Below are 11314 nucleotides of genomic sequence, written 5' to 3' on the forward strand. Positions count from 1 at the left end.
GGGTGTGTGGTGGGGGTGGTGTTTTTTTTAAAACCACCCGCCCCCACACCTACCCCGGGGGGGGGGGGGGGGCCGGGGGCCCCCCCCCGCCGCCCCGAAAACGCCGTTCCGAGAACCTCCCAGCCGCCCGCCGGTGAGCGCTCAGTGGCCCGTGGGCCGCAGCGTCACGGCCAGACGAGGCAGTACAGCTGGTGGCCGGCGTCGTGCAGCCGGTTGGCGAAGTCCTGCCACTCGTGCAGCATGCTGTAGATCACGAAGGCGTCCCGGGGGCCGCGGCGGTCGGGCACGGTGGACCAGATGAACGCGGCGGCGCCGAGTTCGGTCTCGTCGGCCTTGCGCAGCGGTTCGACGACGTTCTGCGGGAGCTGCACCACGGCGTAGTCGGGGTGCAGCACGACCAGCTCCAGCGGCGGGACCTGGTGCAGCGGCACGCCCTGGATGCCGGTGAGGACCATGGCGCTCATGGTCTCCGGCTTGATCTTGGTGGAGAGGTGGCCGTTGGGCGAGCCGCTCGTCTCCATCAGGTCGCCGAGCCGCCCCAGCGAGCCGAGCTCGCCCGCGTCCAGACCGAGCCCTCCGGGGCCGAGCGCGGTGGGGACTCTGGCGGCGGTGGCGCGGTCGGGTGCGCCGAAGTACTTGTACGTCACCCCCACGCGTCCCTCACCCCGCCTCTCGCCACCGCGACCGCCACGACCCGTACCCGCTCCCGTACCCCCGCGTGCGGCCTCGGCGGGCCGGCGGGAGCCACCCGCGGCCTCGTCGTAGCCGTCCTGCGCCTCGGACACTCGGACCATCCTCACCGGAATTCGCCGGAATCGACAGACCCCCGCACGTCCGGCGTCCCACCGGACGTGCTCCTTACCCGTCATGCGCCGCCGTACCCAGTCGCGGCACGCGGCAGTCCTCTTCACACCCCTGAAACGCCCGGAGCTTCTGCACACCCGGAGTGCACAGTCTGACTGGTCCGTGCAGCCGGAGTCGCCAGGGGCCCCGTTGTACGGATAACCGTACAGACTTCGTCGCCCGGATCATCGTTCCAGATGATGAGGTCCGACATGCAGAGGTGAAGGACACGATTTGAGACCATGTCTCCCGTGAGCTACCCCTACGAAGCCCCCCAGTCCCAGTCGCTCTTCGACCGCGCCTCGGTCGTCACGCCCGGCGGCGTGAACTCCCCGGTGCGCGCCTTCCGCGCGGTCGGCGGTACGCCGCGCTTCATGGTGTCCGGCACCGGCCCCTACCTCACCGACGCCGACGGCCGCGAGTACGTCGACCTGGTGTGCTCGTGGGGCCCGATGATCCTCGGCCACGCGCACCCCGCGGTGATCGACGCCGTGCAGCGGGCCGTCGCGCACGGCACCTCCTTCGGCACCCCCGGCCGGGGCGAGGTCGAGCTGGCGGAGGAGATCGTCGCCCGGGTCGCCCCGGTCGAGCAGGTCCGCCTGGTCTCCTCGGGCACCGAGGCGACCATGTCGGCGATCCGGCTGGCCCGCGGCTTCACCGGCCGGGCCAAGATCGTGAAGTTCGCCGGCTGCTACCACGGGCACGTCGACGCGCTGCTGGCCGCCGCCGGGTCCGGCGTCGCGACCTTCGGCCTGCCGGACACCCCGGGCGTCACCGGCGCCCAGGCCGGCGACACCATCGTGCTGCCGTACAACGACCTGGCCGCGGTCGAGCAGGCCTTCCGGGCGCACCCGGGCGAGATCGCCTGCGTGATCACCGAGGCCTCGCCCGGCAACATGGGCGTCGTCCCGCCGCTGCCCGGCTTCAACGGCGGCCTGGCCCGGCTCTGCCGGGAGAACGGCGCGCTGTTCATCTCGGACGAGGTGATGACCGGCTTCCGCGTCTCCAAGGCGGGCTGGTACGGCCTGGAGGCGGCGAACGAGGGCTGGGCGCCGGACCTGCTGACCTTCGGCAAGGTGATGGGCGGCGGCTTCCCGGCGGCGGCCTTCGGCGGTCGCGCCGACGTGATGGGCCACCTGGCCCCGGCCGGCCCGGTCTACCAGGCCGGCACCCTCTCCGGGAACCCGATCGCCACCGCGGCCGGCCTGGCCCAGCTGCGCGGCTGCACCGACGAGGTGTACGCGACGGTGGACCGGGTCGCCGCCGAGGTGTCGACGATGGTCTCCGACGCCCTGGCCAAGGAGGGCGTGGCGCACCGGCTGCAGACAGCCGGGAACATGTTCTCGGTGTTCTTCACCGAGTCCGCCGTGACCAACTACGACGAGGCGCGGACCCAGGAGGCGTTCCGCTTCAACGCCTTCTTCCACGCGATGCTCGCCGAGGGCGTCTACCTCCCGCCGTCCGCCTTCGAGTCCTGGTTCGTCTCGGCGTCCCACGACGAGCGGGCGGTCGAGCGGATCGCCGCCGCACTGCCCGCCGCCGCCCGCGCGGCCGCCGAGGCCCAGCCCGCGTAGCCGCGGCCAACCCCCAGGAGTACTGAGAAGTGAGCGCCAACGAGACCACCGTCGTCCACCTGATGCGACACGGTGAGGTGCACAACCCGGAGGGCGTCCTGTACGGCCGCCTGCCCGGCTACCGGCTGTCCGAGCTGGGCCGGCAGATGGCCGACCGGGTGGCCGAGGACCTGGCCGGCCGGGACATCACCCACGTGGTGGCGTCCCCGCTGGAGCGGGCGCAGGAGACCGCCGCGCCGATCGCCACGTCGCACGGCCTGGACCTCGCGGTGGACGAGCGGCTGATCGAGGCCGACAACATCTTCCAGGGCAAGACCTTCGGGGTCGGCGACGGTTCGCTGAAGAACCCGGGCTACTGGAAGTACCTGACCAACCCGTTCAAGCCGTCCTGGGGCGAGCCGTACCTGGAGCAGGCGGTGCGGATGATGGGCGCGCTGGCCGCCGCCCGGGACGCCGCCCGCGGCCACGAGGCGGTCTGCGTCAGCCACCAGCTGCCGATCTGGATCGTGCGCTCCTTCGTGGAGCGGCGCCGGCTCTGGCACGACCCGCGCAACCGGCAGTGCTCGCTGGCCTCGCTGACCAGCTTCACCTACGAGGGCGACCGGATCGTCTCGGTCGGCTACCGCGAGCCGGCCCGCGACCTGCTGCCCGCGCACCTGGTCGGCAAGGGCGGCAGGAGCAAGCCGGTGGGTAAGAGCTTCGGCGCCTGACCGCCTTCGAGTGGTCTGATCCAGCCGCAGGTCAGAGGGGGTTCGACACGGAATGTCGGACCCCCCCGAACCTGCCCGGAACTCCATGCGAAACTTTTCACATGTCTGGCATGACGCGCCCCCGTCCCCGTCTCGCCGTAGCGGCCGCCGCCACCGCCGCCGCTGCCGCGTTCGTCCTCACCGGATGCTCCTCCTCCGGTTCGTCGGCCAGCGGTGACGGCCAGATCGGCTTCGTCTCGGCCAAGGGAAGCAACATCTCGAAGGCCGCGGCGGGACACCGCCAGGACGCGCCGGACCTTTCCGGCACCACCCTGGAGGGCGCCCCGGTCAAGCTGTCGGACTACCGGGGCAAGGTCGTCGTCCTCAACGTCTGGGGCTCCTGGTGCGGGCCCTGCCGGGCCGAGGCGGACGACCTCCAGCGCGTCTGGGACAAGTACAAGGACCAGGGCGTCCAGTTCCTCGGCATCAACACCCGGGACCCGGAGATCACCAACGCCGTCCGCTTCGAGCAGGAGCGCGGGGTGACCTACCCGAGCCTGTACGACCCGGCCGGCACCCAGCTGCTGAAGTTCCCCAAGGGCAGTCTCAACCCGCAGTCCGTGCCGACCACCATCGTGGTCGACCGGGACGGCAGGCTCGCCGCCCGGGGCGTCGGCGGCCAGCTCGACGACGCCCTGGAGTCGATGATCCAGCCGGTGCTCGCGGAGCAGCAGCAGTGAGTGCCGTCGTCCAACTCGCCGACACCACCGGGACCATCCAGAGCGGGGCGCTGCTGGTGGCCGCGCCGATCGCGCTGGTGGCCGGCCTGGCCTCGTTCTTCTCGCCGTGCGTGCTGCCGCTGGTGCCCGGCTACCTCTCGTACGTCACCGGCTTCTCCGCCGCCGACCTCGCGGACGCCCGCGGGGCCAGGCGCGGCCGGATGCTGCTCGGGGTGCTGCTGTTCATCCTCGGCTTCACCGCCGTCTTCGTCTCCACCGGCGCGCTGTTCGGCTACTTCGGCTCGACGCTGCAGGAGTACAAGCGAGTCATCTCGATCGTGTTCGGCGCGCTGACCATCGTGATGGGCCTGGCCTTCATGGGGCTGGTGCCGGGGCTGAGCATGCGCGAGGTGCGCTCGCACCGCCGCCCGGCGGTCGGCCTGCTGGGTGCGCCGGTGCTGGGCGTGGTCTTCGGTGTCGGCTGGACGCCGTGCATGGGCCCGACCCTGACCGCCGTCCAGAACCTGGCGCTCAACCAGGCCGACGCCCAGCGTGGCGCGCTGCTGACGACCTTCTACTGCCTGGGCCTCGGCGTACCGTTCGTCGTGGCCGCGGTGGCCTTCCGCCGGGCGCTGGGCGCCTTCGGCTGGGTCAAGCGCCACTACCCGCTCGTCATGCGGATCGGCGGCGGCATGCTCGTCGCGGTCGGTCTGCTGCTCGTCACCGGGGTCTGGGACTCGATGGTGAACGAACTGCAGTCCTGGACCGCCGACTTCCAGATCGGAATCTGACCGTGAGCAAGACCACGACCGATACCGAGCTGCCCCCGCAGGCGGTCGAGGACGCGGCCGAGCGGCTGACCACCGCCCCGGTCGAGTCGGACGGCCCGACCGGCATAGGGGTGTTCGGCTGGCTGCGCTGGACGTGGCGCCAGCTGACCTCGATGCGGGTCGCGCTGATCCTGCTCTTCCTGCTCTCGCTGGCCGCCATCCCGGGCTCGCTGATCCCGCAGAACGGCCAGAACGAGTTCAAGGTCGAGACCTGGAAGGCCCAGCACACCACGGTCGCGCCGATCTACCAGAAGCTCCAGCTGTTCGACGTCTACAGCTCGGTCTGGTTCTCGGCGATCTACATCCTGCTGTTCGTCTCGCTGGCGGGCTGCATCGTCCCGCGCACCTGGCAGTTCGTCGGCGTGCTGCGCGCCCAGCCGCCGGCCGCGCCGCGCAACCTGACCCGGATGCCGGTCTACGCGGCCTGGCGCACCGGGGCGGACGCCGAGACGGTAAACACCGCCGCGCACCGGCTGCTGCGCCGGCGCCGGTTCCGGGCGGACCTGGCCGGCGGCGCGGTGGCCGCCGAGAAGGGCTACCTGCGCGAGGTCGGCAACCTGGTCTTCCACCTGTCGCTGTTCGCGCTGCTCGGCGGCTTCGCCTGGGCGAGCCTGGCCAGCGGCACCGGCGGCAAGCTGATGGTCGCCGGCGAGGGCTACTCCAACACGATCACCCAGCTCGACGACTTCACCGGCTCGCGGTTCTACGGCTCCCAGGACCTCGACCCGTTCTACCTGAAGCTGAACGACTTCACCTCGCGCTTCCAGACCAAGGGCGACCAGATCGGCGCCGCCCGGCAGTTCACCGCGAACGTCGAGTACTACGCGGGCAGTGACGCGGCGAAGCTGAAGCAGGGCTCGATCGAGGTGAACCACCCGCTGGAGATCGGCGGCAGCAAGGTCTACCTGATCGGCCACGGCTACGCCCCGGTGGTCACCGTGCGCAACGCCAAGGGCGACGTCGTCTACACCGGTGCGACGCCGTTCCTGCCGCAGGACGCCAACCTGACCTCCACCGGCGTCATCAAGGTCTCCGACTACGGCGAGAAGGACGGCCGGCGGACCCAGATGGGCTTCTCCGGCTTCTTCCTGCCGACCGCCCCGGTGGCCTTCGACGCGAACACCGGCCCGCGCTCGCTCTTCCCCGGCGACGCGGACCCGGCGCTGGTGCTGAACGCCTTCGCGGGCGACCTCGGCACCGACTCCGGCCTGCCGCAGAACGTCTACCAGCTCAACACCAAGAACCTGACCCAGCTGCAGCAGGACGGCAAGATCGCCAAGGTCCGGCTGAAGCCGGGCCAGGCGTGGGAGCTGCCGGACGGCTACGGCAGCGTCACCTTCGAGGGCTACAAGCAGTGGGCCAGCTTCAACATCTCGCACCGCCCGGGTAACGCGATCGCCCTGGCCGGCGGGGTGCTGGCGATCCTCGGCCTGATCGGCTCGCTGTTCGTGCAGCGGCGCCGGATCTGGGTCCGGGCGGTGGCCCTGCCCGGCGGCGGCACCCTGGTCGAGCTGGCCGGGCTGGGCCGCAGCGAGTCGGCGAAGATCGCCGAGGAGCTGGCCGAGCTGGCGGTGGACCTCCAGGACGACGCGCCGGCGACCGACGAACCCGAGCCCGACACCCCGGGGCCCGACACCCCCGGGCCCGACACCTCCGCCGCCCGTGAGACCGACGAGGCCGACGCGGCCGAAGCGGCCGACGAGGCCCCGGCATCCGCAGACCCCGCAGTCCCTGCCGACCAGAACTCCAAGGAGTAGACGGTGCACCTCGCCTCGGCGGTCGACCCACAGCTGGCCGACCTGTCCAACAAGCTGATCTACTCGGCCATGGCCGTCTATACGATCGCCATGCTCGCCCACATGTTCGAGTGGACCTTCGGCAGCAAGGGCGCCGTCGCCGTCCGCTCGTCCGAGCAGGCGGGCAGCCTGGCCGAGACGGTCGCCGCCGCCGGGGCCAAGGGCGGGAAGAAGGTCACCGTCACGGTCGCCTCGGCCGGCGGCGGGACCACCACGCTCACCCGCACCGCCCTGGCGGGCGAGGGTGCCACGGTGGTCACCAGCGGCCGCGGCCAGGACGAGGAGGACGGCCCCGGCGCCGCCGGCGGCAGCGAGAAGGCCGACCTGGCCGGCCGGATCGCGGTCTCGCTCACCGTGCTCGGCGCGCTGCTGCACGTGGGCGGCGTGGTCACCCGGGGCCTCTCGGTGTCCCGCTGGCCGTGGGGCAACATGTACGAGTTCTCCTGCGCCTTCGCGCTGGCCATGACGGTCGCCTACCTCGGCCTGCTGGCCTCCAGGAAGCCCGTCCGCTGGCTCGGCCTGCCGGTCACCCTGGCCGTCGTGCTCACCCTCGGCATCGCCACCCAGGTGCTGTACACCGAGTCCGAGCAGCTCGTCCCGGCGCTGCACTCGTACTGGCTGGCGATCCACGTCTCCACCGCGATCGTCTGCGGCGGCGCCTTCTACGCGGCCTTCATCGCGACCCTGCTGTACCTGGGCAAGGACTCGTTCGACAAGCGGACGGCGGCCGGCCTGGCCACCGGCCCGCTCGGCACCTCGGCGTCGATCTGGCAGCGGCTGCCCGCCGCGTCCACGCTGGACAAGCTGTCCTACCGGATCAACGCGCTGGTCTTCCCGCTCTGGACCTTCACCATCATCGCCGGCGCGATCTGGGCCGAGGCGGCCTGGGGCAAGTACTGGGAGTGGGACCCGAAGGAGACCTGGTCCTTCATCACCTGGGTCGCCTACGCCTGCTACCTGCACGCCCGCGCCACCGCCGGCTGGAAGGGCCGCAAGGCCGCCTACCTGGCGCTGGCGGCGTTCGCCTGCTGGTTGTTCAACTACTACGGCGTGAACATCTTCGTCACCGGAAAGCACTCCTACGCGGGGATCTGACCGGAGGAAGCCACCCACGGCCCGGCGCTCCGCACGAGGGGAAGCCGGGCCGAGGTGTGACAGGGGTAGTTCGTGCCGGCCGACCCGCGCCGGCACGGGGAGGAACGAGGAGGAAATCGCGCGATGGAGTGCGACGAGGTCATGCTGACCGTCCGAATCACCGCTGCGGAGCGCACACTGCTCCGCAGACTCGCCCAGGGGCACCGCAGCGACGTGTCCGAGGTCGTGGCCGACGGCCTGCTGGACATCATCCCCACGCTCAGCTCGCCGGGGGACGCCTACCGGCTGCTGGGAGCCCTCACGGCGCCCGCGCCGTGCGCCCTGACGGTCTGGCTGCCGACGCCGCTGGCGGACCTGCTGGTGCCGGGCGCGGCCCGGATCGCGCAGGTGACCGAGGTGCGGATCGGCTCGGCCAGCGCCATGCTGGGCGCCGCGCTGCGGCTCTGGCTGGCGCAGGACCCGATCCAGCTGGCCGCCAACCTCAGCGTGATGCACGCCGGCCGGCCGGCCGCACTGGTCGCCGCCTGACCGGGCGGACGCCGGGCCAGCCGCCCGTCGACCCCGGACCCACCGGTCCGGGGTCAGCTGGCGAGCGGCAGGCCCCGCGTCCGCCCGGAGCCGGCGGGGCGGCCGTCGAGGGCCTCCTGCCGGGCCGGCTCGGTCAGCAGCCGGCACTCGGCCGCCGTGCGGCCGTCCTGGATCAGCTGGACCCGGACCGGCACCCGCCGGCCGTCCGAGCCGCTCTCGCGGACGGCCCGCACCAGGCAGGGCCGGTCCAGCTCGATGTAGCGGCTGAAGGACGACAGCAGCTCGACCGGGACCACCGGCTCGGGGTACCGCAGCCGCTGGGCGGCCTGCCGGGCGGCCTCCAGCACCAGCATCCCGGGGACGTGGTCCGCCGCCGGGTCGAACAGCACCGGATGGCCGGGGTCGACCCGCAGCAGCCAGCTGTCCGGCGCCGGCGACGAACCGAGCACCACGTCGGCGGACCGCTCGCGGCCGACCAGTTCGGGCGAGGTGGGCGCGGGGAGCGCCGTGGCCATCACGGCGGGCGCGCCGGGCAGCCGGGGGGCCGCCGTCCGGGGCCCGGGCCCGCGCAGCCGGGTGTAGGCGACGGGGGAGAGTATTCGTAGCTCTCCGGAGCCGTGGCCGACCGGACGGCCGTCCCGTTCGATCTCGGCGTGGACCCGCAGCGAGGCCGGCCGACCGTGCCGCATCCGGACGTCCTGGCAGGTGACCTTGAGCATCAGCGAGGCGGGCGCGGCGTTCACGGCGAGGCCTTCGAGGCCGGCCGGGCCGAGCGTGTAGCAGAGTTCGTCCAGCGCGAAGTGGTGGCCGCGGGGCACGCCGAAGCCGACGTGGCCGATCAGCAGACCGGCCTGCCGGACGGTCTCGGCCATCAGCAGCGGGTCGTGGTGCCGGTCGTCGGAAAGCCGGTAGAAGCCGTGCAACCGGGGCCACTGCGCGCCGAGCAGGAAGTCGTACGGGCCGGTGGCCTGCCAGCCCGTGATGAGGACGTCGGAGACGCAGGAGCGGTGGACCAGGTGCCGGGAGACGGTCCGCTCGTGGAAGTCGTAGCCGGGACCGGGGTAGGGATAGGGACCGCCGGCATCCGGATCTACGATCAATGGCATGACTGGCCCCACTCCCGGGTCTCGGCCGACCGGCCGCGCAGACGGCCTCGGTAAAACATACAGACCACCCGGTTTGCGTTCCACTGGCGGGGTCGTCGCTGCCGAGCACTCCGCGTGATCACGGTACCCGCGTGCTGGACTGCGGGAACGTCCCGAGGGGAGGAGGCCGGACCTCCGGCGGGGGCCGATCCCCCCTGGACGGCGGGGACGAGCGAGGGGCTAGATTAGATACCAACCATGCGGTTTGGGATGCCCGTCCGCAGGTGAGGCGTCGCACCACCGACGACGGCGCCCTGACAGCAGCCGGGCGAGCCGCGATCTCGCCGAGGCCGAGGCCGGAGGGGCCGAGTGGTCAAGCAGGAACGCGCGGGTCGGACCAGGCAGGCCGTCCTGCTCGCCGCGGCGGACACCTTCGCGGACGCGGGGTTCGAGTCCGCGAGCCTGATCGACATCAGCCGCCGGGCGGGCGTCAGCAAGGGCGCGCTCTACTTCCACTTCGTCTCCAAGCAGGCGCTCGCCGACGGCGTCCGCGCCGCGGCCGGGCGGGAGATCGGCTCGGCCGCGCTCCGCGCCCTGCGCGGCGGCGGACCGGCCCTCCAGGGCCTGATCGACTTCTCGCACGAACTGGCCCGGCTGCTCCGCGAGGACGTCGTGGTCCGGGCCGGCGTCCAGCTCGGCCAGGGCGCCCGGGGCGGCGCGGACGCCTGGCACAGCCTGACCGCCGTGGTCCGGAGGCTGCTGGAACGCGCCGCGGCCGCCGGTGAGCTGCGCCCCGGGCTGGACCTGCGACCGGCGGCCGAGCTGCTCACCACCCTGGCGGCGGGGCTGGTGCTGCTCGCCCCCGAGGATGCCGGCCGGCTCCGTCCGGAGGCGGTGCGGGGCCTGTGGGCGGCCGCGCTGCCCGCGCTGGTCCCGGGGGACCGCTGCATCGCCTACCGCACCTGCGCGCCGTAGCGCCGGGCGCTGCCGGCCCCGTCCCGATGGCGGCCGCCCTGCCAGGCCGCCGCTCAGGCGCCGCCGGGCGCCCGCTCGGCCACGCTGAGCCGGGCGAGCGCGTGCGGCTGGACCAGACCCGGCAGCAGCAGCGTCCAGAGGTCGGCCATCCGCCGCAGCAGGTCCTGACGGCCGGCCAGCACCTGCGAGCTCAGCTGGATCCCGGTCACCGCCCCGGTGATCACCCCGGCCGCGGCCGCGACGTCCAGGCCCGGGTGCAGGTCACCGGCCTCGCGGGCCTGCTCCAGCAGCCCGCGCGCCACGTCGGACCAGCCCTGGTAGGCCTCGATCTGCGGCTGGGTGAAGCTGCCGTGCTCGATGGTCAGCCGGATGCTGCCGCGGACCAGCGGGTCGTCCAGCAGGGCGTGGGCGAAGGCGTAGCCCAGGTCGATCAGGGTCTGCACCGGGCTGTCGGAGGTCGGCCGCCAGGTGGCGAGCCAGGCGGCCTGGCCCTCGATCACGGCCAGCGCCAGCTCCTCCTTGGAGTGGAAGTGGAAGTAGAGCGCCCCCTTGGTGACGCCGGCCCGCTCCAGGATCTCCGCCATGGTGGCCGCGGCGTAACCGCGCTCGTCGAAGACTTCGGCCGCGGCGAGGAGTACCGCCTGGCGGGTCGCCAGTGCCCGGGCCTGCCTGGCCATCGCAGCCTCCCTGGATAGTTCTCGTGCGCGGCAGCGGCTGATCCTAGGGCGCCGACGGCGCGGAGATCGCATACCGTCCAGTAGGTATTCTACCGAGCCGCTCCGGGCTCGACCGGGGCCGACCGGGCCGCGAACGCCGGTCGATCGAGGGGCGGTCGCCCGCCGGCCGGGGCCCGGCGAACGCCGACGGCCGGCCACCCGGGGAGGGTGGCCGGCCGTCGGGCGTGGCGTGGTGGGCCGTCAGGCGGCCTGCTGCCAGCTGACCGGCGAGTAGTAGGCCGGGCGGCGCTCCAGGCGCTGCCAGTTGGCGATCGGCTCGATCGGCGCGGCGGCGGCCGCGGCCTGCTGGGCGGCCGCGGCGCGGGCCAGCAGGACGGCGGTCAGGGCGGCGAGTTCCTCGTCGTCGAGCGAGCCGCGGACGATGCGGACGAGAGGTTCGGCGGAAGCAGTCATGATCCGGTTTCTCCCCCGGCGGATGTGTGGTGTGTGGTCGGTGGCGCGGT

Annotated in this window: 12 protein-coding genes; 8 read left to right on the top strand and 4 right to left on the bottom strand. The window is 72.8% G+C overall.

What is annotated here, in order from left to right:
• Positions 1–164 precede the first annotated feature (164 nt).
• Positions 165–794: a hypothetical protein gene (locus tag ACFVYI_RS07650; protein ID WP_387882232.1), complete on the bottom strand. Its 630-nt coding sequence runs from the start codon at positions 792–794 to the stop codon at positions 165–167.
• A gap of 291 nt (positions 795–1085) precedes the next feature.
• Here ACFVYI_RS07650 and hemL point away from each other — a divergent pair, with 291 nt between their 5' ends.
• The 7 genes from hemL (at position 1086) to ACFVYI_RS07685 (ending at position 8074) form a co-directional block, all read left to right on the top strand.
• Entirely contained in the window at positions 1086–2417 is a 1332-nt protein-coding gene (gene hemL / locus ACFVYI_RS07655) for a glutamate-1-semialdehyde 2,1-aminomutase (RefSeq protein WP_387882233.1), read from the top strand.
• Positions 2418–2479: 62 nt separating this feature from the next.
• On the top strand, positions 2480–3127 hold the full coding sequence (locus ACFVYI_RS07660; protein WP_360630634.1) for a histidine phosphatase family protein: 648 nt from the start codon (positions 2480–2482) through the stop codon (positions 3125–3127).
• Positions 3128–3237: 110 nt separating this feature from the next.
• Positions 3238–3846, top strand: coding sequence for a TlpA family protein disulfide reductase (locus ACFVYI_RS07665; protein WP_387882234.1), 609 nt, complete (start codon positions 3238–3240; stop codon positions 3844–3846).
• Complete coding sequence (locus ACFVYI_RS07670; protein ID WP_387882235.1) at positions 3843–4616, top strand: cytochrome c biogenesis CcdA family protein; 774 nt, start codon at positions 3843–3845, stop codon at positions 4614–4616. Before ACFVYI_RS07665 ends, ACFVYI_RS07670 begins: the two co-directional genes overlap by 4 nt.
• Before the next feature lie 2 nt (positions 4617–4618).
• Positions 4619–6412: a cytochrome c biogenesis protein ResB gene (locus tag ACFVYI_RS07675; RefSeq protein ID WP_387882236.1), complete on the top strand. Its 1794-nt coding sequence runs from the start codon at positions 4619–4621 to the stop codon at positions 6410–6412.
• 3 nt (positions 6413–6415) lie between these two features.
• Complete coding sequence (gene ccsB, locus ACFVYI_RS07680) at positions 6416–7546, top strand: c-type cytochrome biogenesis protein CcsB (protein ID WP_387882237.1); 1131 nt, start codon at positions 6416–6418, stop codon at positions 7544–7546.
• A 123-nt stretch (positions 7547–7669) separates the two neighbouring features.
• Entirely contained in the window at positions 7670–8074 is a 405-nt protein-coding gene (locus ACFVYI_RS07685; protein WP_387882238.1) for a hypothetical protein, read from the top strand.
• Between the two features lie 53 nt (positions 8075–8127).
• Here the strand turns inward: ACFVYI_RS07685 and ACFVYI_RS07690 are convergent, their stop codons facing one another.
• Positions 8128–9180: a ScbA/BarX family gamma-butyrolactone biosynthesis protein gene (locus ACFVYI_RS07690; RefSeq protein ID WP_387882239.1), complete on the bottom strand. Its 1053-nt coding sequence runs from the start codon at positions 9178–9180 to the stop codon at positions 8128–8130.
• Between the two features lie 348 nt (positions 9181–9528).
• On the opposite strand from ACFVYI_RS07690, the gene ACFVYI_RS07695 reads away from it, so the two are divergent.
• Positions 9529–10134 carry a ScbR family autoregulator-binding transcription factor gene (locus ACFVYI_RS07695; protein ID WP_387882240.1) on the top strand — a complete coding sequence of 202 codons (606 nt, stop codon included), beginning with the start codon at positions 9529–9531 and terminating at the stop codon, positions 10132–10134.
• Between the two features lie 53 nt (positions 10135–10187).
• Here ACFVYI_RS07695 and ACFVYI_RS07700 read toward each other — a convergent pair whose 3' ends face one another.
• Together ACFVYI_RS07700 and ACFVYI_RS07705 are read right to left on the bottom strand one after the other, a co-directional pair.
• Positions 10188–10811 carry a ScbR family autoregulator-binding transcription factor gene (locus tag ACFVYI_RS07700; RefSeq protein ID WP_387882241.1) on the bottom strand — a complete coding sequence of 208 codons (624 nt, stop codon included), beginning with the start codon at positions 10809–10811 and terminating at the stop codon, positions 10188–10190.
• A 240-nt stretch (positions 10812–11051) separates the two neighbouring features.
• Entirely contained in the window at positions 11052–11264 is a 213-nt protein-coding gene (locus tag ACFVYI_RS07705) for an acyl-CoA carboxylase epsilon subunit (protein WP_360630498.1), read from the bottom strand.
• Positions 11265–11314 lie beyond the last annotated feature (50 nt).

The organism is Kitasatospora sp. NPDC058218 (genome assembly GCF_042882445.1).
Lineage (GTDB): Bacteria > Actinomycetota > Actinomycetes > Streptomycetales > Streptomycetaceae > Kitasatospora.

Bases quoted from the DNA above. Each gene is read 5' to 3' on its own strand.
- ACFVYI_RS07650 (WP_387882232.1), bottom strand. From the start codon at position 794: ATGGTCCGAGTGTCCGAGGCGCAGGACGGCTACGACGAGGCCGCGGGT.
- hemL (WP_387882233.1), top strand. From the start codon at position 1,086: ATGTCTCCCGTGAGCTACCCCTACGAAGCCCCCCAGTCCCAGTCGCTC.
- ACFVYI_RS07660 (WP_360630634.1), top strand. From the start codon at position 2,480: ATGCGACACGGTGAGGTGCACAACCCGGAGGGCGTCCTGTACGGCCGC.
- ACFVYI_RS07665 (WP_387882234.1), top strand. From the start codon at position 3,238: ATGACGCGCCCCCGTCCCCGTCTCGCCGTAGCGGCCGCCGCCACCGCC.
- ACFVYI_RS07685 (WP_387882238.1), top strand. From the start codon at position 7,670: ATGGAGTGCGACGAGGTCATGCTGACCGTCCGAATCACCGCTGCGGAG.
- ACFVYI_RS07690 (WP_387882239.1), bottom strand. From the start codon at position 9,180: ATGCCATTGATCGTAGATCCGGATGCCGGCGGTCCCTATCCCTACCCC.
- ACFVYI_RS07700 (WP_387882241.1), bottom strand. From the start codon at position 10,811: ATGGCCAGGCAGGCCCGGGCACTGGCGACCCGCCAGGCGGTACTCCTC.
- ACFVYI_RS07705 (WP_360630498.1), bottom strand. From the start codon at position 11,264: ATGACTGCTTCCGCCGAACCTCTCGTCCGCATCGTCCGCGGCTCGCTC.